The sequence below is a fragment of the Streptomyces sp. NPDC059895 genome (assembly GCF_042731035.1).
In the GTDB taxonomy this organism is placed as follows: domain Bacteria; phylum Actinomycetota; class Actinomycetes; order Streptomycetales; family Streptomycetaceae; genus Streptomyces.
In genome coordinates, this window is sequence record NZ_JBHWKO010000001.1 from 478,009 (window position 1) to 502,851 (window position 24,843).

Annotated in this window: 17 protein-coding genes; 1 reads left to right on the plus strand and 16 read right to left on the minus strand. The window is 71.9% G+C overall.

Annotation, left to right across the window (positions count from 1 at the left end; translation table 11 throughout):
• Positions 1-45: 45 nt before the first annotated feature.
• From ACFV9M_RS02020 to ACFV9M_RS02050, 7 genes are all read right to left on the minus strand, one after another.
• Positions 46-1,329: a nucleotide sugar dehydrogenase gene (locus tag ACFV9M_RS02020; protein ID WP_385065216.1), complete on the minus strand. Its 1,284-nt coding sequence runs from the start codon at positions 1,327-1,329 to the stop codon at positions 46-48.
• Positions 1,330-1,338: 9 nt separating this feature from the next.
• Positions 1,339-3,051: a glycosyltransferase family 2 protein gene (locus ACFV9M_RS02025; protein ID WP_385065218.1), complete on the minus strand. Its 1,713-nt coding sequence runs from the start codon at positions 3,049-3,051 to the stop codon at positions 1,339-1,341.
• A 110-nt stretch (positions 3,052-3,161) separates the two neighbouring features.
• Positions 3,162-4,181 (minus strand): Gfo/Idh/MocA family protein, encoded by a 1,020-nt coding sequence (locus ACFV9M_RS02030; RefSeq protein ID WP_385065220.1) that lies wholly within the window; start codon positions 4,179-4,181, stop codon positions 3,162-3,164.
• A complete protein-coding gene (locus ACFV9M_RS02035; RefSeq protein WP_385065223.1) occupies positions 4,178-5,293 on the minus strand; it encodes a DegT/DnrJ/EryC1/StrS family aminotransferase in 1,116 nt (371 codons plus the stop codon). The genes ACFV9M_RS02030 and ACFV9M_RS02035 overlap by 4 nt, the downstream gene beginning before the upstream one ends.
• A 463-nt stretch (positions 5,294-5,756) precedes the next feature.
• Complete coding sequence (locus tag ACFV9M_RS02040; protein ID WP_385065225.1) at positions 5,757-10,010, minus strand: ribonuclease E/G; 4,254 nt, start codon at positions 10,008-10,010, stop codon at positions 5,757-5,759.
• Between the two features lie 273 nt (positions 10,011-10,283).
• Positions 10,284-11,048 carry a TIGR03936 family radical SAM-associated protein gene (locus tag ACFV9M_RS02045; RefSeq protein WP_385065226.1) on the minus strand — a complete coding sequence of 255 codons (765 nt, stop codon included), beginning with the start codon at positions 11,046-11,048 and terminating at the stop codon, positions 10,284-10,286.
• A 48-nt stretch (positions 11,049-11,096) separates the two neighbouring features.
• On the minus strand, positions 11,097-12,164 hold the full coding sequence (locus tag ACFV9M_RS02050) for a hypothetical protein (RefSeq protein ID WP_385065229.1): 1,068 nt from the start codon (positions 12,162-12,164) through the stop codon (positions 11,097-11,099).
• A 285-nt stretch (positions 12,165-12,449) separates the two neighbouring features.
• On the opposite strand from ACFV9M_RS02050, the gene ACFV9M_RS02055 reads away from it, so the two are divergent.
• The gene (locus tag ACFV9M_RS02055; protein ID WP_385065232.1) at positions 12,450-13,448 is read left to right on the plus strand and encodes a hypothetical protein; all 999 of its coding nucleotides are present in this window, start codon (positions 12,450-12,452) and stop codon (positions 13,446-13,448) included.
• Positions 13,449-13,520: 72 nt separating this feature from the next.
• Here the strand turns inward: ACFV9M_RS02055 and ACFV9M_RS02060 are convergent, their stop codons facing one another.
• The 9 genes from ACFV9M_RS02060 to ACFV9M_RS02100 all read right to left on the minus strand — a co-directional run bounded on the left by ACFV9M_RS02060 (position 13,521) and on the right by ACFV9M_RS02100 (position 24,837).
• Positions 13,521-15,470 carry a TIGR03960 family B12-binding radical SAM protein gene (locus ACFV9M_RS02060; protein WP_385065234.1) on the minus strand — a complete coding sequence of 650 codons (1,950 nt, stop codon included), beginning with the start codon at positions 15,468-15,470 and terminating at the stop codon, positions 13,521-13,523.
• A gap of 64 nt (positions 15,471-15,534) precedes the next feature.
• Positions 15,535-17,106, minus strand: coding sequence for a CHAD domain-containing protein (locus tag ACFV9M_RS02065; protein ID WP_385065236.1), 1,572 nt, complete (start codon positions 17,104-17,106; stop codon positions 15,535-15,537).
• Positions 17,107-17,191: 85 nt separating this feature from the next.
• Entirely contained in the window at positions 17,192-18,391 is a 1,200-nt protein-coding gene (gene rodA, locus ACFV9M_RS02070; protein WP_385065238.1) for a rod shape-determining protein RodA, read from the minus strand.
• Positions 18,388-20,646 carry a penicillin-binding protein 2 gene (mrdA, locus tag ACFV9M_RS02075; RefSeq protein WP_385065240.1) on the minus strand — a complete coding sequence of 753 codons (2,259 nt, stop codon included), beginning with the start codon at positions 20,644-20,646 and terminating at the stop codon, positions 18,388-18,390. The genes rodA and mrdA overlap by 4 nt, the downstream gene beginning before the upstream one ends.
• Positions 20,647-20,843: 197 nt before the next feature.
• Positions 20,844-21,512 (minus strand): rod shape-determining protein MreD, encoded by a 669-nt coding sequence (gene mreD, locus ACFV9M_RS02080; protein WP_385065241.1) that lies wholly within the window; start codon positions 21,510-21,512, stop codon positions 20,844-20,846.
• 12 nt (positions 21,513-21,524) lie between these two features.
• Positions 21,525-22,457, minus strand: a complete 933-nt coding sequence (gene mreC, locus ACFV9M_RS02085; protein WP_385065243.1) for a rod shape-determining protein MreC — start codon at positions 22,455-22,457, stop codon at positions 21,525-21,527.
• A gap of 173 nt (positions 22,458-22,630) precedes the next feature.
• A complete protein-coding gene (locus ACFV9M_RS02090) occupies positions 22,631-23,650 on the minus strand; it encodes a rod shape-determining protein (RefSeq protein ID WP_110628156.1) in 1,020 nt (339 codons plus the stop codon).
• A gap of 356 nt (positions 23,651-24,006) precedes the next feature.
• Complete coding sequence (ndk, locus tag ACFV9M_RS02095; protein WP_385065246.1) at positions 24,007-24,420, minus strand: nucleoside-diphosphate kinase; 414 nt, start codon at positions 24,418-24,420, stop codon at positions 24,007-24,009.
• A gap of 63 nt (positions 24,421-24,483) precedes the next feature.
• Positions 24,484-24,837, minus strand: a complete 354-nt coding sequence (locus ACFV9M_RS02100) for a DUF4233 domain-containing protein (RefSeq protein WP_385065249.1) — start codon at positions 24,835-24,837, stop codon at positions 24,484-24,486.
• Positions 24,838-24,843: the final 6 nt, after the last annotated feature.

Consider the following 24,843-nt stretch of genomic DNA (forward strand, 5'->3'; position numbering starts at 1 on the left):
GGGGGGCGGGGCCACGAGGTTGTTCGCGTAACTGCGTGAGCGTCCTCAGCCGCCGATGACGACCCGGCGGACGCCCTTCCAGGCCTCCGGGTCGGTCGTGCGGCGACCGTCGACGAGGACGGTGACGTCCGGCAGGTCGGCCGGGGTCAGGGTGCGGTACTCCGCGTGGTCGGCCTGGAGGACGGCGGCGGTGACCTTCTCGCCCGCGTGCGGGGTGAGGCCGTGCGCGGCCAGTTCCTCGTCCGTGTACATCGGGTCGGAGACGAACGGCACCGCGCCGCGCGCCTTCAGCGCCTCGACGGTCGGGAAGACGCCGGAGAAGGCGGTCTCCTTGACGCCGCCGCGGTAGGCGGCGCCCAGCACGAGCACGTTGACGCCGGTCAGGTCGCCGTAGGCGGCGGCCAGCAGGTCGACGGCGTACTCGGGCATCGCGGCGTTCGCCTCACGGGCGGAGCGCACGACGGTCGCCGCCGGGTCGTTCCACAGGTACATCCGCGGGTAGATCGGGATGCAGTGGCCGCCGACGGCGATGCCCGGCTGGTGGATGTGGCTGTAGGGCTGCGAGTTGCAGGCCTCGATGACCTTCTTGACGTCGATGCCGTTGTCGTCGGCGAACCGCGCGAACTGGTTGGCCAGGCCGATGTTGACGTCCCGGTAGGTGGTCTCGGCCAGCTTGGCCAGCTCGGAGGCCTCGGCGGTGCCGAGGTCCCACACGCCGTTCGGCCGCGGCAGGTCGGCACGCTCGTCGAAGTCGAGGACCCGCTCGTAGAACTCCACGCCGCGGGCCGTCGACGCCTCGTCGATGCCGCCGACCAGCTTCGGGTAGCGGCGCAGGTCGGCGAAGACCCGGCCGGTGAGGACGCGCTCGGGGGAGAACACCAGGTGGAAGTCCTCGCCCGCGGTCAGGCCGGAGCCCTCGGCCAGCATCGGCGCCCAGCGGGTGCGGGTGGTGCCGACCGGCAGGGTGGTCTCGTACGACACGAGCGTGCCCGGCTTGAGGCCCTCGGCGATCGCCTTCGTCGCGGAGTCCATCCAGCCGAAGTCCGGCGTGCCCTCGGCGTCGACGAACAGCGGGACGACCACCACGACGGCCTCGGAGTCGGCGACCGCGGCCGCGGTGTCCGTCGTCGCCGTCAGCAGCCCGGCGTCGACGGCCTGCTTGAGCTTGACGTCGAGGTCGTGCTCGCCGGGGAACGGCTCGACACCGGCGTTGACCAGCTCGACGACCTTCTCGTTGACGTCCGCGCCGATGACCCGGTGGCCCTTGGAGGCGAACTGCACCGCCAGCGGGAGCCCGATCTTGCCGAGCGCTACTACACAGATGTTCATGGAGGGTCGCTACTTCCTTTTGGAACCGGTCGGCTTCTTGGCACCGTTCGGCTTGGACTTCTTGGCACCGCCCCGCTTCACGCGGACGGCACCGGACTTCAGTTTCCGGACCAGGCGCCCGAGCGCCCGCCGCACCAGTGTCCTCTTCGGGGGGTGCAGCTGGGCCGTGTCGATGACCACACGCCCCTTGTCGTTCACCAGCGCCGACGCACGGTACAGGTCCGTCTCCGGCCCCCACAGACGGGCCAGCGGCATGGGCAGCCCCTCGCCGCGCACGGGGATCTCGTACGTCCGCCCGGCGAGGTCCAGGTAGACCCGCACCCCGCGTTTGGCGGTGATGTGCTTCAGCGGGACACGGGCGTGCAGCACGCTCCCCGCGCCGTCCTCGGCGGGCTCCACCCGCATCTCGCCGACGGCCGGCGCCAGGACCTGCCCGGCCTTCAGCCGGCGCGCGCCGGGCTTGTCGGCCGACTTGGGCATCGCGCCCTTGACGAGCCGCAGCACCACGCCGGCGCGCTCGACGTCACCGACGACGGGCACCCGTACGGACGCCGTGTAGGTGAGCCCGTCGCCCTGCTGCTCCCAGCCGGAGGCGAGCAGTTCGGTGCCCTGGGCGAGCCGGCCCGGGACCGACTCCCCCACCAGCTCGTAGACGCGGTCGGACACACCGGTGCGCGGGTCGCGGAAGCCCGGGTAGCGGGCGTAGGCGCGCTCGCCCTCGGCGACGAACGGCGGTGCCCCGTGCTCCTTCTCGGAGGTGACAACCTCGCACAGCTCGTCGATCGCCCCGGCGTGCGCCAGCGCGACGCGCACCCGGCGCTTGACGTCCATCGCGTCACGGATGCCGTCGGTGAAGTAGCTGTCGGCGAGCCGCGCGATGCCCGCGCAGATCTGCCGCTGCACCTCGCGCTCCAGGTCGGGGAAGTCGTCCTGGACGAGCTTGGCCAGTTCCCAGGTGAAGTGCCGGCGCAGCACGGCGTCACGGTCGGGGCCCGCCTCGATGAGACCGGCCGTGAAGTCCATGATCTCGGCCGCGCACCGCAGCCGCGCCAGGTGGTCGGCGCGGTAGGTGATGTTGCTGGCGTCGCCGCGCTTGACCGCGTAGTAGCAGGTGTAGTCGGCGACCACCGAGATGCGCCGGGCGCGGACGCACGCCTCGATGGTGAACGGCTGGTCGCTGCCCACGGGCATGTGCTCGGGGAAGCGCAGCTTGTGCTTCTCGACCAGTTCGCGCCGGAACAGCTTGGTGTTGGCCAGGGTGAACGGCAGCGCGGAGTCGTACAGGCTGACGTCCGCGGTGTTCTGCTTGTAGAGCGCCTGGTGGACGTACCGGCCGTTGGTGCCGACCATCTTGCCGACGACGACGTCCGACTCGTTCTTGTCGGCGCACTTCACCATGCGCTCCAGGGCTTCCTCGCCGAGGTAGTCGTCGGAGCCGATGAAGTACACGTACCGGCCCGTGGCCACCTCCAGCGCCCGGTTGCTGGGCGCGGCGGGACCGCCGGAGTTGGGCTGGTGGATCACCTTGACGGTGTCCGGGTACAGCGCCGCGAACCGGTCGAGTTCGCGGCCGCTGTCGTCGGTGGAGCCGTCGTCGACGGCGACGACCTCCAGCCGGTCCCGGCCGATGCTCTGCCCGAGGAGGGAGTTCAGGCACTCCGTCAGGTAGGGCATCGTGTTGTAGACGGCAACGATGACGCTGACGTCAGGCGCAGCACTCATTCTCCGGCTCCTGGTCTCCGACAGCCGACGGCCGGCTGGGTCCTGCGGGGAAGGTCTCACAGAACATAGGAGTCCCGCCGAGCGCGTGCCGTTCCCCCCACGGGTGACGCTCAACTGCCATGGACGGCCAGGTCCTCCGGCTGAAGGGACACGCTGCGGTTCTCCGTCGCCGACAGCAGCACCGCGGTAGCGACCTCGACGGTCCGCATGCCCTGGCGCAGGGTGCAGATGTCGGCGTCCTTGCCGAGTACGGCGTCCCGGAACAGCTCGTGCTCGACGAGCAGCGGCTCCCGCTTCGGGATGGCGTAGCGGATCATGTCGCCCTCGGAGACACCGCGGAAGGCGCGCAGGGCCTCCCACTCGGTGGTCACCGCGGCGTTGGAGTGGAACGTCAGGTCGGCGGTGAGGGTGTCGGCGATGAAGCAGCCGCGCTCACCGGTGACGGACGTGAACCGCTCCTTGAGCGGGCTCAGCCAGTTGACCAGGTGGTTGACCATGGTGCCGTCGTCCAGGCGGCCGACCGCGGAGACCATGTCCTCGTGCTGACGGCCGCTCTTGGAGACCGTGTGCGCGGCGATGGACACGTACTGGCGGCCCGTCACCCAGCCGGTGAGGTCGATGTCGTGCGTGGCCAGGTCCTTGACCACGCCGACGTCGGCGATCCGGTGCGGGAACGGGCCCTGACGGCGGGTGACGACCTGGTAGACGTCGCCGAGCTCGCCGGCCTCCAGGCGGGCGCGCAGCGAACGCAGCGCCGGGTTGCACCGCTCGATGTGGCCGACGCCGGCCACCAGGCCCCGCGACTCGAACGCGTCGACGAGCCGGCGGGCTCCCTCGACGGTGTCGGCGACCGGCTTCTCGATCAGCGCGCAGACGCCGGCCTCGGCGAGCGCCAGACCGACCTCCTCGTGCAGGTGGGTCGGACAGGCCACGACGGCGTAGTCGATCCCGAGGGCGATCAGCTCCCGGACGGTGTCCAGGACGGGGGCGCCCTGCGCGGCGCCGAACGTGTCGCCCATCGGGTCGACGACGCCGACCAGCTCGACGCCGTCCAGACCGGACAGCACACGGGCGTGGTGACGCCCCATCGAACCGAGGCCGACGAGTCCGGCCCGCAGCGGCTTGCTCACAGCTGCTCTCCCAGCGCGTTCACGGCCGTCACGATGCGCTCCAGGTCCTGCGCCGAGAGGGCGGGGTGCACGGGCAGCGAGACGACCTCGGCGGCCGCGCGTTCCGTCTCCGGCAGGTCCCAGGTGCGGCCGGCCTTCTGGTCCGGCTCCCAGTACGGCTTGAGCCGGTGGATGGGGGTCGGGTAGTACACGGCGTTGCCGATGCCCGCCTCGGTCAGCTTCGCCATGGCCGCGTCGCGGTCGCCCCGGATGCGCACGGTGTACTGGTGGTACACGTGGCGGGCGCCCTCGGCCGGCTTCGGCGTCACCACGTTCGGCGCGGTGATGTGCTCGGTGAGGTACGCGGCGTTGGCGATGCGCCGCTCGGTCCAGCCCTCGACCTTGGTCCGCTGCACCCGGCCGATCGCGGCGGAGACGTCCGTCATGCGCACGTTGGCGCCGACGATCTCGTTGGCGTAGCGCTGCTCCATGCCCTGGTTGCGCAGCAGGCGCAGGGTCCGGGCGACCTCCGCGTCGGCCGTGCTGATCATGCCGCCCTCGAGGCTGTGCATGTTCTTGGTCGGGTAGAAGCTGAAGGTGCCCGCGGCGCCGAAGGCGCCGACCGGCGTGCCGTGCTGCGCCGCCGCGTGGGCCTGGCAGGCGTCCTCGACGACGGCGAGCCCGTGCTGCGCGGCGATCGCCATGATCCGGTCCATCGCGGCCGGGTGGCCGTACAGGTGGACCGGCATGACCGCCGCGGTGCGCGGGGTGATCGCCGCTTCGAAGGCCGCCGGGTCCAGACAGAAGGTGTCGGCCTCGATGTCGGCGAAGACGACGTCGGCGCCGACCAGCCGGACCACGTTGGCGGATGCCGCGAAGGAGAACGACGGCACGATGACCTCGTCACCCGGACCGATGCCCAGCGCCATGAGGGCCAGGTGCAGCGCGGAGGTGCCGGAGTTGACCGCGACGCAGTGCCGCCCGGCGACCAGCTCCGAGAACTCCTCCTCGAAGGCGGCCACCTCGGGACCCTGGACGACCCGGCCGCTGCGCAGCACGCGCACCGCGGCCTCGATCTCCTCCTCGTCGATCACAGGTCTGGCGGCCGGTATGAACTCATGGGCGTCGGTCATCGACATCCCCTCCTCTACGGCGACCTCGAAGGCGCGTCGTGCATGATCGGGAAGGGACCGCGTCGAACCCGGCACGGCCGCATCCCCGGGTGTTCACCGCAGCCTGTGGGCGGGCGAACGGCTTGTACACAAAACCCCGCCCCCGAGGGTTCCTTGCGGGACGACAGCCGTATCCGGGCTGAGGGACCGGACGTGCAGTTCGGCTGTGGTCACGGTGCGCATGGCTGTGGCCACCGAGACCGGCGCTCACGTTACCAGCACGGGGACAGCGATTTTCCCCAGGGTTACCACAGAGAAACCCCCTCAGCGGGTGCGGTCCATCACAAGCAGGACACAGGGTAACGCGCTCGGTAACAAGCGGCGAAACAGGCGGCGGCGCGGGTCGCCCGGTATCGCACCGGGTTCCCCGCACCGCCGTCATCTCACCGCCGTCACCGCACCGGCCCGGAGGCCGGCGGGACCGTCAGTCCTCCGTGGTGGCCGAGACGGAGGGGGCGCTCTGCTGCGCCGCCGCCGTCTTCTTCGACACCGTCTTGGCGGCCTTCTTGGCCGTCGTCTTCTTGGCGGCCGTCTTCTTCGCGGCCGTGGCGGTCTTCTTGGCCACGGTCTTCTTGGTGGCGGCCTTCTTGGCGGTGGCCTTCTTGGCCGTCTTGCGGGCGGCGGCCTTCTTGGCCGGAGCGGCCTCGGCCGGCTCCTCGGCCGACTCCGCCGCCGGCTCCTCGGTCACCGCTTCGGCCGGGGCCTGGGCGGGAGCCTCGGCCGGGGACTCCGCGGCGGCCCGCGCCGGGGACTCCGCCGGAGCGTCCGCCGCGGCCGACGGGACGACCACGACGGCCGTCTCCTCGGACGCGGTGGGCGCCGTCGCCTTGCGCACGGCACGGCGCCGCGGGCGGGCCGGGGCCGCGCTCTCGGCGACCGGCTCGGCGGCCGGCTCGGCGACGGACTCCGCCGGGGCCTGCGCCTCCGGCGCGGGCTCGGCCGGGGCCTCGGCCTGCGCCGGCGCGGTCTCGGCGACCGTCACGACGGCGGCCTCGGCACCCGCGGGGGAACCGGCCGGGGCCGACACCTTGCGGGTGGCCCGACGGCGCGCACGGCCCTTGGGCGCGGCCTCCTCGGCCGCGGCCGGGGTCTCGACGACCGGTGCCTCGACGACCGGGTCCTCGACGGCGGCCGGCTCGGCCTGCGCGGCGACGGCCTCGGCCGGCTGCACCGGACGCTCGGCCTCCTCCTCGGCGGTGACGTCCTGAGCGGTGGGAACCGTCTCGGCACGCGCCGCGGCCGGTTCCGCCGGCGCCTCGGACACGGCGGCCCTCGGCGCGGCGGAGCCCCTCGGCGCACCCGCCGGAGCGGACGCCCGACGGCTCGCCCGGCGACGGCCTCGACCGCGCGTGGCCGCGGCCTCCGCCTCGGCGACGCTGCTGTACAGCTCCTCGTCGGGCGCGAAGTCGGGGGCCTCCAGCGCGACCGGCGCGGCCGCCTCGGCGGCGACCTCGGCCTCGCTCTCGGTCTCCTCGGCGGCGGTCACCTCGGCGGTGGTCACCGGGATCTCCGCGGCCACGGCCTCGTGCTCGTGGTCGGGAAGCTGCCCGTCCCCGCCGCGGCCGCGCTTCTTGCGCTTGCCTCCGCCGCCGGCGGCGGACGGCTGGTCGACGTGGACGATGACACCGCGGCCGTTGCAGTGCACGCAGGTCTCGGAGAAGGACTCCAGCAGCCCCTGCCCGACCCGCTTGCGGGTCATCTGCACGAGGCCCAGCGAGGTCACCTCGGCGACCTGGTGCTTCGTACGGTCCCGGCCCAGGCACTCCAGCAGGCGCCGCAGCACCAGGTCCCGGTTGGACTCCAGCACCATGTCGATGAAGTCGATCACGATGATGCCGCCGAGGTCGCGCAGCCGCAGCTGGCGCACGATCTCCTCGGCCGCCTCCAGGTTGTTCCTGGTGACCGTCTCCTCCAGGTTGCCGCCCTGGCCGGTGAACTTGCCGGTGTTGACGTCGATGACGACCATCGCCTCGGTCCGGTCGATCACCAACGAGCCGCCGCTGGGCAGCCAGACCTTGCGGTCCAGCGCCTTGGCGAGCTGCTCGTCGATCCGGTACGTGGCGAAGACGTCGACCTCGGAGGTCCACCGGGACAGCCGCTGGGCGAGGTCCGGCGCGACGTGCGACACGTACCCGTGGATCGTCGACCACGCGTCGTCGCCGCTGACGACGACCTTGGTGAAGTCCTCGTTGAAGATGTCGCGCACGACCCGGACGGTCATGTCCGGCTCGCCGTAGAGCAGCGTCGGGGCGTTGCCGCTCTTGGCCTTCTTCTGGATGTCCTCCCACTGCGCCTGGAGCCGCTCGACGTCCCGGCGCAGCTCGTCCTCGCTCGCGCCCTCGGCGGCGGTGCGCACGATGACGCCCGCGTCCTCGGGGACGATCTTCTTGAGGATGCTCTTCAGCCGGGCCCGCTCGGTGTCGGGCAGCTTGCGGCTGATGCCGGTCATCGAACCCTCGGGCACGTACACGAGGTAGCGGCCGGGGAGCGAGACCTGGCTGGTCAGCCGGGCGCCCTTGTGTCCGATCGGGTCCTTGGTGACCTGCACCAGCACCGACTGCCCGGACTTCAGGGCGGACTCGATGCGGCGCGGCCCGTTGCCCATGCCCAGCGCCTCGAAGTTGACCTCACCGGCGTACAGGACGGCGTTGCGCCCCTTGCCGATGTCGATGAAGGCGGCCTCCATGGACGGCAGGACGTTCTGGACCTTGCCCAGGTAGACGTTGCCGACGTACGAGGTCGACTGCTCCTTGTTGACGTAGTGCTCGACGAGCACGCCGTCCTCCAGGACGCCGATCTGCGTACGGTCGCCGTGCTGCCGGACGACCATCACGCGCTCGACGGCCTCGCGGCGGGCCAGGAACTCGGCCTCGGTGATGATCGGGACGCGGCGGCGGCCCTGCTCACGGCCCTCGCGCCGGCGCTGCTTCTTGGCCTCCAGACGGGTCGAGCCCTTGATGGACTGCACCTCGTCGGACGGCTCGCTCGCCTTGCGCGGCTCGCGCACCTTGACGACCGTGCGCTCGGGGTCGCCCTCGCCCGGCTCGCCGTCCGCGGAGGTGTCCCCCGCACGGCGACGGCGGCGACGGCGCCGACGGCTGCCGGCGGTGGAGCCGCCCGCTTCGTCGTAGTGCCCCTCCTCGGCGTCCTCTTCCTCCTGCTCGGCGGTGTCTTCGGCGTCCTGCGCGGCCTGCTCGGCGACGAGGTCGTCGGACTCGCCGTCCCCGGACTCGCCGTCGGCGGACTCGCCACGGCGGCGACGACGGCCGCCCCGGCGGCGGCGACGGCGCGAGGCGCCCTCCTCGGCCTCGTCGTCGCCCTCGACGACGTCCTCGGCGGCCTCGTCGTCCTCCTCCGGCTCCGGCTCCTCCTCGACGGCAACGGGCGCGGCGGCGCTCTGCGCGGCCTCGGCGCTCTCGTCACCCGCGCCGGCACTGCGGCGACGGCGGCGACGGCGCGAACCGGCCGCCTCCTCGGGAACCTCCTCGGCGGACTCGACGGACACGACAGGCGTGGCGGTCGCGGCGGCCTCGGCGGGTTCGACGGCCTCGTCCGGCTCGACGGGCTCGGCCTCGGCGGCGGCCGCTTCGGCCGCCGCGCGCTGCGGCGTCTGGAACCGGGGCTCGGTGAACACGGGCGCCTGGAAGACGGCGACGGCGGGACGTGCCGGGCGCCGCGGCGCGTCGGCATCCTCGCCGGCCGGGCGCGCGGGCTCGGAGAAGCCGCCGGCGGCCTTGCGGACGACACGCCGGCGCGCACGGCGCGGAGCGGCGTCCTCGGCGGCCGGCGCGGCGGGGGCCTTGGTCTCGGGGGCACGGACCGGCTGGGCGGCCTCGGGGGCCGCGACCGGCTCGGCGGCGGGCTGCTCGGCAGCGGCGGCGGGCTGCTCGGCCGCTACGGCCTCCGGAGCCGCGCCGGTCTCGGTGGTCCCGGCGGTCTCGCCGGTCTCGGTGGTCCCGGCGGTCTCGCCGGTCTCGGCGGGCGCGGACACGCGCCGCGTGGCCCGACGGCGGGTGCGGCGCGGTGCGGCCTCCTCGGCGGGGGTCTCGGCGGACGCCTCCGTGCCGGCGCTCACGGCCGGCTCGGCGGCGGCTGCCGCGGCCTCGGTCCGGGGCTCGGTCTCCGTCTCGCCCTCGGCGGCCTGCGGCGCGGCGGCGGGCGCGGAGACCCGGCGGGTGGCGCGGCGGCGGGGACGGGCGGGAGCGGCCTCGGCGACCGGCTCCTCCACGGCCTTCTCAGCGGGCTCACCGGCGGACGCGGCGACCTGCTCCGCCTCCTCGGCGGCCACCGCGGGCACCACGGTCTCGGCCGCCTCGGCCGACACCGGAGCCCCGGCCGGCGCGGACGCCCGACGCGTGGCACGACGACGCGGACGCGCGGAAGCGGCCTCGACGACCGGCTCCTCGACAGTGGTCTCGGCAGTCTCGGCCGTCTGGGCGGCCTCGACGGTCTCGTCCGCCTTCTCCTCGTCGCTGGTGTCCGTCACCAGATCGGCGACGGACTCGGCGGCCGGTATGGCCGGCGCGACGGTCTCGGCAGGGGTGTCGGTGGTGCCGGCCGGCGGACCGGCCGGGCGGGAAGCGGCACGGCGCCGGCGGCGCGGCGGCAGGGTGTCGCTGGGGGTGTTGTTCGCAACGGAGTCCGTCACGGACTCGGTGGGTTCGGTCGGCTCGAGCATGCGGGTGTATCTCCCGTCAGGCTCCCGGGCGCCGCACCTGGTCCGGCATCGACCTCGTCGATCACCGTTGACGTCCGCGGCTCGCGCTGTGCGCGGTGCCGCCGTCCGGGGCGCGGCCGCCGCACGGGAGCTCTCTGTGTCTTGTCTCGCCGGTTCCGTACGCCATGTTGCGTACGGCCTGGCGAAAGTCTTCTGGTCGGTGCGCTGCCCGACCCAGGTGGCTCCCGAGTACGAGGGCGGCGCTACGACGTCCGTCCCTGTGCGGAACCTTCCTTACGCCGGCGCCTTCGCGGCGGCAGTCGGTTCGGCCGTTGAGTGGGCCTCGGCTGCCTCGCGGTCGGGCGCGAGCGGGTCGGTCACCGCGCCGGTCTCTTCATCGAACAGCCCCTGCGCCAGCCTGGTCACCGCTGCGGGGACCGGCGGCGCCAGGTCGGCCACGGCGCGGAGACCGGACAGGACGTCGTCGGGTCGTACGGCAGGCGTCACGTGCCGAACCACCAGCCGCAGTATCGCACAGGGCTGGTCGATAGGCCTATCAGCCGGTGGCAGAAGCGTTTCCAGCCGTACGACGGCGGGGCGGGCGTCGAAGGTGCGGACGCCGTTCTTGGTGCGGCGCTGGACCTCGACAGTGTCGGCCCCGTTGAAGGCCGCCACCGCGCGGTCGGCGTCCGCGGGGTCCACGCCGGGAAGGCGCAGTTCCCACACAGAGGCCGTGAGCCGGTCGGCGAGTCCCGGGGTGCGGGCCTCGACCGCCTCGATCACGTCGAGCCCGGCGGGCAGGGATTCGTCGAGGAGCTCACGCAGCTTCTCCGGATCACGCGCCTCGGTGAGCGCGATCTCCAGGTACTCCGCCTCGCTGCCCGTGCCGGTGGGTGCGGCATTGGCGTACGACACCTTCGGGTGCGGCGTGAACCCCGCCGAGTACGCCATCGGCACCTCGGCACGGCGCAACGCGCGCTCGAAGGCGCGCTGGAAGTCACGGTGGCTGGTGAACCGGAGGCGGCCGCGCTTGGTGTAGCGCAGTCGGATGCGCTGCACCGCGGGTGCGGGCGGCGGGCCTTCGGGCTGTCGCTTGCCCAGTGTCGTTCAGTCCTTCGTGAGAGCGGTCGTACTGCTACCAAGAGTACGTGTCCCACGGCCGGAAGGTTCCCCGCGGGCCGCGGCCTCCCGCTTCGGGGACTCGCCGAGGAGCAGCCGCCGGACGTCCGCGCGCGCCTGCCGTGCGGACCGCCGGGCGGCCGTCAGGGCCTGGCGGGCGGCCCGGCCCGCGGCGCGGACGGCCTCGGCCGCGGGACGCAGGACGGTGTCGCGGACGACGTGTCCCACCGGGGTCAGCACCGTCCGGTACAGCAGGCGCACCGGCTCCACGAAGATCCACCGGAAGAGGGTCGCCAGGAACCGTCCCACGGCGAGCGAGACGCGCCCCGCGATCCGCCAGGCGTGCCCGAGGGCGTCCCCCACCTCCCGTACGACGACGGCGAGGACCCGGCCGACGGGTGCGAGGACCCAGCGCCACAGCGCGACCGCGGGCAGGACGAGCAGGATCCGGACCGTCCAGTACAGGACATGGCCGATCCCGGAGACGAGCACGCGCAGCACCCACCGGACCCCCCGGGCGCACCAGGCGATCGCCCGGCCGGCCGGCGCGAGGATCCAGGCGTACACCGCGCGGGCGGGGACGGCGACCAGGTACCGCGCCGACCAGACGAGCACCACGCCGAGGCCGGTGCCGACCGGGGTGAGCACGCGCGCGTACAGCAGGGCGAGGACCGCGCCGACCGCCCGGACCAGCCAGGCGACGGCGTGGCCGACGGGCGTGAGGACGTAGCGGTGGAACGCCACCAAGGGGGTGACGACCAGCACCCTCCCGAGCAGTCCGAGCGCCCGTCCGGCGGGGACGACGACGTACCGCCACAGGCCGACGAGCGGCACGACGAACAGGACCCTGCCCAGCCACAGCAGGGCCCGCCCGACGGGCCGCAGCACCCTGCCGCGCAGGAAGCGGGCGGCAACCACGAGGGCGTCCCACGCCATCCGCACCGGCACGACCAGCACGAGCACGACGATCCGCACGGGCAGCCGGATCGCGGCCACGAGACACCCCTCGGGCGGCGGCTGCGCGGGCGGTCGGGCGGGCGGCTTGTCGAGGTCCATGCACGGGTAGACGCCACAGCCGCCCGCGCGGATCCCGCCCGCCCGGCGGAACAGGCGGAACAGGCGGAACAGGCGGAACGCCCCACGGTGACGAGCCGCCCCCCTGCCACCTGGCGACCACCCGTCAGCACGCATCAGCACCCATCAGCACCCATCTGATTAGTCCGATATGTCGACCAATGGGCGCGTTCCGGGCCGGAAACCGGCTGGGCACCCCGCCCTCCGGTCAAGCTCGCATCCGGGTTCGAGACATCACTCGAACCGGCTGAGGCAAGGAGCACACAGATGAGTCCTGTCTTCAGGACGCCTACGACGACTTCGCGGCGGAGACCGACGACTTCACGTCTGGGGCCGCCGGCCCGGCACGTCGGCGCGAGGGCGGGCCTGGTCGCCTCGCTCGCGCTGGCCCTGGCGGCCGGCCTGATGAGCCCGGCCACGGCGGCGGCACCGGGCACGGGGAACCTGACGGCCCCGGCGGATGCCTCCACGGACGACCGCTGCAAGCCGGTCAAGCCCGGCAAGGGGAAGCCGGGCAGGCCCGGAAGGCCGGTCAAGCCGGCCAGGACGGGCACGCCCGGGCCGAAGGCCGCGCCGTCCGGCGGCAAGGAGTGCAGGGGACCGGAGGGCCCCAAGGGCGACCAGGGGCCGGCGGGCCCCCAGGGCCCTCCCGGACCACAGGGCCCTCCCGGACCGCAGGGGGAGCAGGGACCGCAGGGCGAACCCGGACCGCAAGGGGAGCCGGGACCACAGGGCGAACCCGGACCGCAGGGAGAGCAGGGGCCGCAAGGCGAACCCGGCGCCCAAGGCGAACAGGGACCTCAGGGTGAACAAGGGCCTCAGGGTGAACAGGGGCCTCAGGGTGAACAGGGGCAGCCGGGTGCCACCGGGCCGTGCGCCGACATCGACGCCTTCCAGGACCAGCAGGTCTACGAGGTCCGCGCCGCGGTGAGCGACGGCAACACCTACGCCGGGATCCGGGACGTCCGCCCCAACCGGGACCACACGCTGAGGTGGACCGACCTCAGCACCCGGACGGGCTACCCGGACGGCGGCGACGCGGGCCAGGCCTGCGGCGTCTCCGTCAACGAGCACAGCCAAGGGAACCAGGACCTCGCGGGGATCAAGATCGACGTCCTGACCACCACGGGCCTCGTCTACGAGATCATCTGCACCGAGAGCCACAGCAGCAACACCTTGGCCACCCTGACCTGCCCCGACCCCGCTCCCCCGGCGCTGGCCTGGCTGCCGCTGAACTCCCCGCAGCCGGGCGACGACAACAGCTGAGCGAACAGCACGTCCACGCCGACAGCGCTGAGCCCCCCGGCCCATCGGGCAGGGGGGGCTCAGCGCTGGGCTTCAGTGGGAGTGTCCGCTCCCGGCCGGCTGCTTCACCGACAGCGGCAGCAGCTTCTTGCCCGTGGGACCGATCTGAATGCTCGTGTCCATCGCCGGACACACCCCGCAGTCGAAGCACGGCGTCCAGCGGCAGTCCTCGACCTCCGTCTCGTCGAGGGCGTCCTGCCAGTCCTCCCAGAGCCAGTCCTTGTCCAGACCGGAGTCGAGGTGGTCCCAGGGCAGGACCTCCTCGTAGGTGCGCTCCCGGGTGGTGTACCAGTCGACGTCCACGCCGAAGGCGGCCAGCGCCTTGTCCGCGCAGCTCATCCAGCGGTCGTACGAGAAGTGCTCGCGCCAGCCGTCGAAGCGGCCGCCGTCCTCGTAGACGGCGCGGATGACCGCGCCGATACGACGGTCGCCGCGGGAGAGCAGGCCCTCGACGATGCCGGGCTTGCCGTCGTGGTAGCGGAAGCCGATCGAACGGCCGTACTTCTTGTCGCCGCGGATCTTGTCCCGGAGCTTCTCCAGGCGGGCGTCCGTCTCCTCGGCGGAGAGCTGCGGCGCCCACTGGAACGGGGTGTGGGGCTTGGGGACGAAGCCGCCGATCGAGACCGTGCAGCGGATGTCGTTCTGGCCGGAGACCTTGCGGCCCTCGGCGATCACGTTCATCGCCATGTCGGCGATCTGGAGGACGTCCTCGTCGGTCTCCGTCGGCAGGCCGCACATGAAGTACAGCTTCACCTGGCGCCAGCCGTTGCCGTACGCGGTGGAGACCGTACGGATCAGGTCCTCCTCCGAGACCATCTTGTTGATGACCTTGCGCATGCGCTCGCTGCCGCCCTCCGGCGCGAACGTCAGGCCCGAGCGGCGGCCGTTGCGGGTCAGCTCGTTCGCCAGGTCGACGTTGAAGGCGTCCACACGGGTCGACGGGAGGGACAGGCCGATCTTGTCCTCCTCGTAGCGGTCCGCCAGGCCCTTCGCGATGTCACCGATCTCCGAGTGGTCGGCGGAGGACAGGGAGAGCAGGCCGACCTCCTCGAAGCCCGTCGCCTTCAGGCCCTTCTCGACCATCTCGCCGATGCCGGTGATGGAGCGCTCGCGCACCGGGCGGGTGATCATGCCGGCCTGGCAGAAGCGGCAGCCGCGGGTGCAGCCGCGGAAGATCTCCACCGACATGCGCTCGTGGACCGTCTCGGCCAGCGGGACCAGCGGCTGCTTGGGGTACGGCCACTCGTCGAGGTCCATGACGGTGTGCTTCGACACCCGCCACGGCACGCCCGACTTGTTCGGTACGACACGGGCGATACGGCCGTCGGCGAGGTACTCGACGTCGTAGAAGCCCGGGATGTACACCGATCCCGTCTTCGCCAGGCGGAACAGGACCTCCTCGCGGCCTCCGGGGCGTCCCTCCGCCTTCCACTCACGGATGATCTTCGTCATGTCGAGCACGGCCTGCTCGCCGTCGCCGATGATCGCCGCGTCGATGAAGTCTGCGATGGGCTCCGGGTTGAAGGCGGCATGCCCGCCGGCCAGCACGATCGGGTCGTCGAGCCCCCGGTCCTTCGACTCCAGGGGGATCCCGGCGAGGTCCAGGGCCGTGAGCATGTTGGTGTAGCCCAGCTCCGTGGAGAAGGACAGGCCGAACACGTCGAACGCCTTCACCGGCCGGTGGCTGTCCACCGTGAACTGCGGGACGCCGTGCTCCCGCATCAGCGCCTCCAGGTCCGGCCACACGCTGTAGGTGCGCTCGGCGAGGACGCCCTCCTGCTCGTTCAGGACCTCGTAGAGGATCATGACGCCCTGGTTGGGCAGGCCGACCTCGTACGCGTCCGGGTACATCAGCGCCCAGCGGACGTCACAGTCGTCCCAGGGCTTGACGGTGGAGTTCAGCTCGCCGCCCACGTACTGGATCGGCTTCTGCACATGCGGGAGCAGGGCTTCGAGCTGCGGGAACACCGATTCGACAGACATCGGGGGAACCTTCGTGAGCTGACTGGGGGTACCCCCGGCCGGAGGCTGGGGGCTGGGTGACCATCTAGCCTAACCCGCTCGTGGGTGCCTCCCAGACCGCCGTTCTCCCCCTGACCGCCGCCCACGCCCCGGGCAGCGCCGCCTCCGCGAGCTCCGCCCGCCGCTCCTCCCGGCCGTACAGCAGGCCGTAGGCGAAGGTGTCCTCCCCCGCCGCGTGCGCCTCGGCGGCGAGGTCGCGCAGGGCCTCGCGGGTCATCACGCTGTCCTGGTGGTCGCCGAGCAGGCCCTGGAGGGACTTCATCTGCCGGACGAGGTCGACGGCGGGCTCGCCGAGCGTCGGCACCGCCGCCTCCGCCGAGTACCGGGTCCGCTTGGCCTTCTTGCGGGCCTCGTGCAGCGCCAGGTCGCGCTCCGGCCCGGCCGGGTGCCCGAGCGCCTCCTCGACGAGGGCCGCCACCTGCCCGAAGTCCTTGCGCACGGCCCTGGCGATCACCTTCGACGGCTCACCGGCGGCGGCCGGAAGCAGCGGCGGTTCGTCCACCAGCCGGTCCAGCGCGTCCAGCAGCGCCAGGTACCGCCCGCCGTCCAGGACGGCGGTCAGGCGCCGGCGCGAGCCCCCGCCGCGCGCCTGCGACCAGGTGCGCAGACGGGCGCGGACCGGGCCGGTGGCCTGCGGGGCGGGCAGTCGGTCCAGAGCGGCCGTCAGCCGTTCCAGGAGCACTTCCCGGTCCCGGTCCACGCCCAGCTCCCCGGCGAGCCACTTCAGTTCCTCGCCGACGGGACCGGTGGCGGAGCGGTCGAGGACCTTGGCGTGGGACCGGAGGGCGCTGCGGGCGCGGCGGGTGGCGACGCGCATGCGGTGCACGGAGTCGGGCAGGTCCCGGCGGACGGCCGGGTCCAGTTCGACGAGGGCGTCGCGCTGGGCGCGGAGGTAGGCCAGGACGTGGTCGCCGGCCGTCACGGGCTCGACGGCGGACGGTCCACGCCCCGCTCCCGAGACGGCCTTCGTCCTCCCCGGCCGGGTCTCCGCCCGATCCCCCGGCCGGGTCTCCGCCAGTGCCCGCGCCAGTTTCGACGCCGACCGGGACGGCCGCACGCCCGCCCCGCGCAGCTTTCGCTCCACCCGGTCGAGGAAGGCGGGGTCGCCGCCGTCGGCGAGTTCGACCTCGATCTCGCTCCACCGGGCGGAGCCGCCCGCGCCGGTCAGCCGGTCCGCCCGGACGGCGTCCGCGCTGACCTCGGCGAGCAGCCGGCCCTCCGCGTCGACGAGCTCACGCACGTCACGGACGGAACGCAGCCGGACCACCGGGACCAGCTCGGCGTCCCGGACCCGGGAGCGGACCAGGCCGGCCAGGAGGTCCGGGACGGTGTCGGACAGCGGCGCGCGGATCTCGTCGCGGACGCCCGGGGCGACCGGGACCTTCAGGTGCCAGCCCGCGTCGGAGCCGCCGGTGCGGCGGCGCAGGGTGAGGGAGGCGGCGGCGAGGCGTTCGTCGGCGGTGTCGTAGTAGACGGCGTCCAGTTCGGCGACGCCCCGGTCGAGGACGGCCGCGACCCCGGCGACGCCGGTCAGGTCGGGCAGTCCGCTGTCGTCGGATTCGTACTTGCGCTCGATCTCGCGTCTCGTCTCCGCCATGAACTGAACTTAGTGGCACGCCGGGGCCGGGGGCAGTGCCCTCCGGCCCCGGATCAGGAGTTCGACGGACCGGGTCGCGAGCCGCTCACGCGGACATGGGCCGTTGGACCCGGATCGACTGCAGCAGTCCCACCGCCACCCACACCGCGAACATCGACGAGCCCCCGTACGACACGAACGGCAGCGGAAGGCCGGTGACCGGCATGATGCCGAGCGTCATGCCGATGTTCTCGAAGGACTGGAAGGCGAACCAGGCGACGATCCCGGCGGCGACGATCGTGCCGTACAGCTCGGTCGTCTCACGGGCGATGCGGCAGGAGCGCCAGAGGATGACGCCCAGCAGAACGATGATCAGGCCGCCGCCCACGAAGCCGAGTTCCTCGCCCGCCACGGTGAAGACGAAGTCCGTCTGCTGCTCGGGGACGAACTGGCCGGTGGTCTGGGACCCCTGGAACAGTCCGGACCCGGTCAGTCCGCCCGAGCCGATCGCGATGCGGGCCTGGTTGGTGTTGTAGCCGACGCCCGCCGGGTCGAGGCTGGGGTTGGCGAAGGCCGCGAAGCGGGCGATCTGGTAGTCGTCCAGGATGTGCAGCTGCCACACCGCGACCGCGCCGCTCGCGCCCGCGCCGAGCAGGCCGAAGACCCAGCGGTTGGAGGCGCCCGAGGCCAGCAGCACCCCCAGCACGATGATGACCATGACCATGACCGAGCCCAGGTCGGGCATGAGCATCACGATCAGCATGGGGACGGTGGCGAGGCCCAGGGCCTGGAGCACCGTGCGGTGGTCGGGGTAGGGCTTGTCGCCCGCGTCGACCCGGGCCGCCAGCAGCATCGCCATGCCGAGGATGATCGTGATCTTCACGAACTCCGAGGGCTGGAGCGAGAAGCCCCCGCCGAGCACGATCCACGAGTGCGCGCCGTTGACGGTGGAGCCGAGCGGGGTGAGCACCAGCAGGATCAGCAGGACCGACAGCCCGTAGAGGACCGGCACCGCGTTGCGCAGGGTGCGGTGGCCGAGCCAGACCGTGCCGACCATCAGGGCGAGCCCGATACCGGTGTTCATCAGGTGCCGGATCAGGAAGTAGTACGGGTCGCCCTGGTTGATCTCGGTGCGGTTGCGGGTCGCCGAGAACACCAGCAGCGAGCCGATCAGCGACAGGGCGATGGCCGACAGCAGTATCGGCCAGTCCAGGCGCCGGGCCATCGAGTCGCGGGCGAAGAGTCGCGTCCAGCCGGCCCGCTCGGGCCCGTACCCGGAGACGGAGAAGCTGTTCGCGCCGGTCATGTGCACTTCCTCCGGCTTCCTCGCCCGCGCCGTCGCCGCCGGGTGTCACGGTTCTCCGCCTCGGGCGAGGCCACGGTCGCCGCGGGCTGCGTCCCGTCGTCCGTCGGCGCGCCCTCCTCGGTGGCCTTCTGGCTGGCCTGCTGCTCCTTGGCCGGGTCCTTGGAGATCTTCGGGGAGGCGATGGTGCCGTCCGTCTTGATCTTCGGCAGGTCCTTCAGGGGGGTCGGCAGCAGCGCGTTCTCCTTGTTGATGGTGCCGTCGTCGGACACGCCGTACAGCGCGTCGTAGATGTTGCGCACGGCCGGGCCCGAGGCGCCGGAGCCCGTGCCACCCTGGGAGATCGTCATGACGATGGTGTAGTCCTCGGTGTACGTGGCGAACCAGGACGTCGTCTGCTTGCCGTAGACCTCGGCGGTACCGGTCTTGGCGTGCATCGGGATCTCGTCCTGGGGCCAGCCGCCGAAGCGCCAGGCGGCGGTACCGCGGGTGGCCACGCCCTCGAGGGCCTCGTCCATCTGGGCCAGCGTCTTCTGGGTGACCGGCAGTTTGCCGTGCGACTGGGGCTCGATCTCCGTCACGGTCTTGCCGTCGGCGCTGACGATCGCCTTGCCGACCGTCGGGTCGTAGAGGGTGCCCCCGTTGGCGATGGCCGCGTAGACGGTGGCCATCTGGATCGGGGTCACGAGGGTGTCGCCCTGGCCGATGGAGTAGTTGATCTCGTCACCGGCGCGCATCTTGTTGCCCTCGAGGCAGTTCTCGTACGCGATCTTCTCGACGTAACTGCCGTCCTTCTTCCCCGTCTTGCACCAGGCGTCCTTGTTGGCCTCCCAGTACGACTGCTTCCACTCGCGGTCGGGGACGCGGCCGGTGACCTCGTTGGGCAGGTCGATGCCGGTCTCCTGGCCGAGGCCGAACTGGTGGGCGGCCTTGTAGAAGTAGTCGTTGGGCTTCGCCTTCGGGTCGATGCCGCCGTCCTTCTGCCACTGGCTGTGGGCGAGCCGGTAGAAGACGGTGTCGCAGGAGACCTCCAGGGCGCGGCCGAGGCTGATCGGGCCGTAGTTCGCCGACTCGAAGTTCTTGAAGACCTGGCCGCCGACCGAGTACGAGCTGGAGCAGTCGTAGCGGCCGTCGAAGTCGTAGCCGGCCTCCACCGCGGCGGCCGTGGAGACCACCTTGAAGATGGAGCCGGGCGCCGCCTGGCCCTGTATGGCCCGGTTGAGCAGCGGGTAGTTGGAGGACTTGCCGGTCAGCTGCTGGTAGTCCTTGGCGGAGATGCCGCCGACCCACGCGTTCGGGTCGTACGTCGGGTTGGACGCCATGGCGACGACGCGGCCGGTCTTGGCCTCCATCACGACGACCGCCCCGGCGTCGGCCTTGTAGTTGACCCCGGTGTTGCGGTCGAGCTGCTTGCGGGCCTCCTTCATCGCCTCGTTCAGCTCGTACTCGGCGACCCGCTGCACGCGGGCGTCGATGCTGGTGACGAGGTTGGAGCCGGGCTCGGCCGGGGTGGCCTCGGCCTCGCCGATGACGCGGCCGAGGTTGTCGACCTCGTACCGGGTGACGCCCGCCTTGCCGCGCAGTTCCTTGTCGTACTGGCGCTCCAGGCCGCTGCGGCCGACCTGGTCGGAGCGGAGGAAGGGCGAGTCGGTGTCCTGGGCCTTGGTGATCTCCTCGTCGGTGACCGGGGAGAGGTAGCCGAGGACCTGCGCGGTGTTGGCCTTGCCGGGGCTCGGGTAGCGGCGCACGGCCTCGGGCTCCGCGGTGATGCCGGGGAAGTCCTCGGCGCGCTCACGGATCTGGAGGGCCTGCTTGGGCGTGGCCTCGTCGGTGATGGGGATGGGCTGGTACGGCGAGCCGTTCCAGCAGGGCTGGGGGGTCTCCGCGTCGCACAGCCGGACCTTCTGCATGACCTCCTCGGGGGTCATGCCGAGGACACCCGCGAGCTTGGTGAGGACGGCCTTGCCGTCGTCCTTCTGCTTCAGCAGGTCGGTGCGGGAGGCGGAGACGACCAGCCGGGTCTCGTTGTCCGCGAGCGGCACCCCGCGCGCGTCCAGGATGGAGCCGCGCACCGCGGGCTCGACGACCTGCTGCACGTGGTTGCCGGAGGCCTCCTTGGCGTACTCCGCGCCCTCCCTGATCTGGAGGTACCACAGGCGGCCGCCGAGGGTGCCGAGGAGGGAGAGGACGAGAATCTGGATCACGACGAGCCGGATCTGGACGCGTGGAGTCCGCCCGGTCTCGGGAATGTTGGTCACTGCGGCTGTCTCCCCCTCTCAGCGCGCGAACGTATGTGCGCGGACGAATGATGAACGACGGGCCTGTGGCGCCTCGTTCCGCCGGAACTTCCCCGTTCGGGTGAACTCCCGGACCTTCCCTGTTCGGGTGAACTCCCGGACCTTCCCCGTTCGGGTGAACTCCCGGGCCTTCCCCGTTCGGATGAACTCGCCCGCGGTCACAGCCGCTTGACCCCCTTGATCCGGCCGGCGCGGGCGACCCGGGAACGCGCGGCCCGCAGTTTCAGGCCGCCCCGCTGGCCGCCGATCCGCAAGCCGGTGCCGGAGGCGAGCCAGCCGGAGGAGATGTCGGCCTTCTTGGCGGCGTTGGTCTCGGCGAGCGGGTCGTTCTCCGCGCGCCGGGCCAGGAACATCACGGCGGGGACGACGAACGGGGCGAGCAGCAGGTCGTACAGGGCCGCCGAGAACAGCAGCCCGGTGAGGCCCACATGGCGGGCGGTGGTGTCGCCGACGAGCGCGCCGACACCCGCGTAGAGCAGGGTGGAGCCGACCGCGGCGGCGACGACCACGACCATGGGGCCGGTGGCCGACTTGATCTGCCCGGTCTCCGGCTTGACGAGCCCGGCGAGGTAGCCGATCACGCACAGCACGAGGGCGTAGCGGCCGGCCGCGTGGTCGGCGGGCGGGGCGAGGTCGGCGAGCAGGCCGGCGCCGAAGCCGATGAGGGCGCCGCTGACATGGCCGTACACCATGGCCAGGCCCAGGACGGTGAGGAGGAGCAGGTCGGGGACGGCGCCGGGGAGGTGGAGGCGGGCGAGGACGCTCACCTGGACCACCAGGGCGACGGCGATCAGCGGGACGGAGAGCAGGATCCGGTTGACGCGCATGGTGGTCAGCTCCTACTGCTCGTCGGCGGGTGCGTTCGCGTCCGGGGTGACCGTGACGGTCACCGTGGGCGTGGGGACCGGTTGGGGCTTCGCGGGGAGCACGGTGTCGCGGGGGTCCTTCTTCGGGGCCTCGACGACGACACCGACGATGTCGAGCTTGGTGAAGCTCACGTACGGCGTGACGTAGAGGGTGCGGGTCAGATCGCCGCCGGAGGGGTCGACGCGGGAGACCACGCCGACGGGGACGCCGGGGACGAACGGCTTGTCGGCCTGCGAGCCGAAGGTGACGAGCCGGTCGCCCTTCTTCACCTCGGCCTTGCCGTTGAGGAGTTCGACGCGCAGCGGGCGGTCGCCCTGTCCGGAGGCGAAGCCGAGCTCGTCGCCGGCCTCCATGCGCGTGCCGACGGTGAAGTCGGGGTCGTTGGCGAGGAGGACGGTGGAGGTGTTCGGGCCCACGGTCGTCACCCGGCCGACGAGTCCGTCGCCGTTGAGCACGGTCATGTCCCGCTCGATGCCGTCGTCGGCGCCGATGTCGATGGTGACGGTCCAGGAGAAGCCCTGGGCCGCTCCTATCGCGATGACCTCGGCGCCCTTGATGCCGTACTGGCCGGCGCCGGCGGTCCGCAGCATCTTGTCGAGCTGCGCCAGGCGGCTGCGGTTGCGGTCGTCGCTGCCGAGCTTCGCCTTGAGGGCCGCGTTCTCCTGCTCCAGTTCGGCGAGCCGGTCGTGGCGCTCACCGGAGTCGCGGACCGCGGAGACGGCGTTGCCGACCGGGTCGACCGCCGAGGCCACCCCGTTCTCGATCGGGCCGAAGGCCGCGGCCGCGGCCCGCCGGGCGCCGTCGACCGGGGAGTCCTCGCCACCGCGGATGTCGACCGTGATCAGTGCGAACGCGACGGCGATCAGCAGCACCAGGAGCAGCCGGCTCTCTCGTGTGTCCCTCACGTGCGGCGGCCGTGCCCTTCTCATAGGAATCGGGGAATTCGGGTGGCCCCTGGAGAAATCCCGAGGGGCGCCGTATGGGATGTTTCGAGGCTCTTTGCGGATCTTATGCCTCTATATCAACGATCCGCCGCACGAGAACCGATCATCTCGTACGGCGGAATCGAAGCGCTACGTCATCTGCGGGGCGCGGCGTCCAGGACCTGCTGGAGTGCCTCGAACTCCTCGACGCACTTGCCGGATCCGAGCGCCACGCTGTCCAGCGGGTCCTCGGCGATGTGGATCGGCATTCCGGTCTCGCGCCGCAGCCGCTCGTCCAGACCGCGCAGCAGGGCGCCGCCGCCGGTCAGAACGATTCCGCGGTCCATGATGTCGCCGGACAGCTCCGGCGGGCACTTGTCGAGCGTGGTCTTCACGGCGTCGACGATGGCGTTGACGGGCTCCTCGATCGCCTTGCGCACCTCCGCGGCGGAGATGACGACGGTCTTGGGCAGCCCGGAGACGAGGTCGCGGCCGCGGATCTCGGTGTGCTCGTCGGTGTCGAGGTCGTACGCCGAACCGATGGTGATCTTGATCTGCTCGGCCGTCCGCTCACCCAGGAGGAGGCTGTACTCCTTCTTGATGTGCTGGATGATCGCGTTGTCCAGTTCGTCGCCCGCGACGCGGATGGACTGGGCGGTGACGATGCCGCCGAGCGAGATGACCGCGACCTCCGTGGTGCCGCCGCCGATGTCCACCACCATGTTGCCGGTGGCCTCGTGGACCGGCAGGCCGGAGCCGATGGCCGCCGCCATGGGCTCCTCGATGATGTGCACCTGCCGGGCGCCGGCCTGGGTCGACGCCTCGATGACGGCGCGGCGCTCGACACCGGTGATACCGGAGGGCACGCAGACGACGACGCGCGGCCGGGCGAGGTACCGCCGCTTGTGGATCTTCAGGATGAAGTAGCGGAGCATGCGCTCGGTGATCTCGAAGTCGGCGATGACTCCGTCCTTCAAGGGACGCACGGCCACGATGTTGCCAGGGGTCCGCCCGATCATCTTCTTGGCTTCGGCGCCGACCGCGAGGATGCCACCGGTGTTGGTGTTGATCGCGACGACGGACGGCTCGTTGAGTACGATCCCACGACCCCTGACGTACACCAGCGTGTTGGCGGTCCCGAGGTCGACAGCCATGTCACGGCCGATGAACGACATTGAGTTCCCCATCAGGATTCGACTGGCCTTCCCATGAGCTTTTGAGGGCTTTTCAGGTCGGCGAGGTGGGTGCTGTGACGTGAAGGCTTACATCGTAAACGCGCCTGCACGAACACTGCGCGAGGGTCTTCGCCATTGTCAGCAGATGCCGTGACGCCTCGCTTGTGGAGACGGGCCATCGGGGGAACGCGTTCCCCCGATCGGCACGCATATGCCGAAGGACGGCCGAAAAGGTACGGCCGTCCTCGGTCGGGCGGACAGGTGAACTGACGCGCCGTCAAAAAGTTGCACGAAAACTTCGCGGGTGCCTCAGCGGGAGCGCCCCGGCTCTCCGGAGAGTCGCGCGGCGCCCGGGGCTACGCGTGGCCCGGGAAGAAGATCTTCACCTCGCGCTCCGCGGACTCCTCGGAGTCGGAGGCGTGGATCAGGTTCTCGCGGACGATGACGCCGTAGTCGCCGCGGATGGAGCCGGGGGCGGCGGCGATCGGGTCGGTCGGGCCGGCCAGCGCGCGCACGCCCTCGATGACCCGCTCACCCTCGACGATCAGCGCCACGACCGGGCCGGAGGACATGAACTCCACCAGCGGCTCGTAGAAGGGCTTGCCCTTGTGCTCGCCGTAGTGCTGCTCCAGGGTCTCCTGGTCCAGCGTGCGCAGCTCCAGCGCCGTGATCCGCCAGTCGGCCTTGCGCTCGATACGGCTGATGATCTCGCCGGTCAGGCCGCGACGGACGGCGTCGGGCTTGAGGAGGACGAGGGTGCGCTGGCTCACGGAGGGCTCCTTCTACTGCCGGTGTGCGGTGGGACGAGATTACAGGGCGTGTCCGTGCACCTGTCACACAGCGTCAGGGGTGGAACCGGCCTGTGCGGCGAAGCGGGCCTTCGCCTCGTCGATCTTCCGGCCGTAGTGCACGGACGCCCACCACAGGGCTCCGAACAGCACTCCCAGGACGAACATCATGGGGACGAAGAAGCCGGAGGCGACCAGGGCGATCTGCAGGGCCCAGCCGAGGGCGACGCCCCCGGGCCGGGTGACCATGCCGCACAGCAGCACGCTCAGCAGCATCGCGACACCGCACACCGTCCACACCGTGGTCATGGACAGGTCGGGGTCCTTCATGGCGACCAGACCGGCGAAGCCGATGATGAAGAACTCGCCGATCAGGGTCGAGGAACAGAGCGTACGCATGGTGTG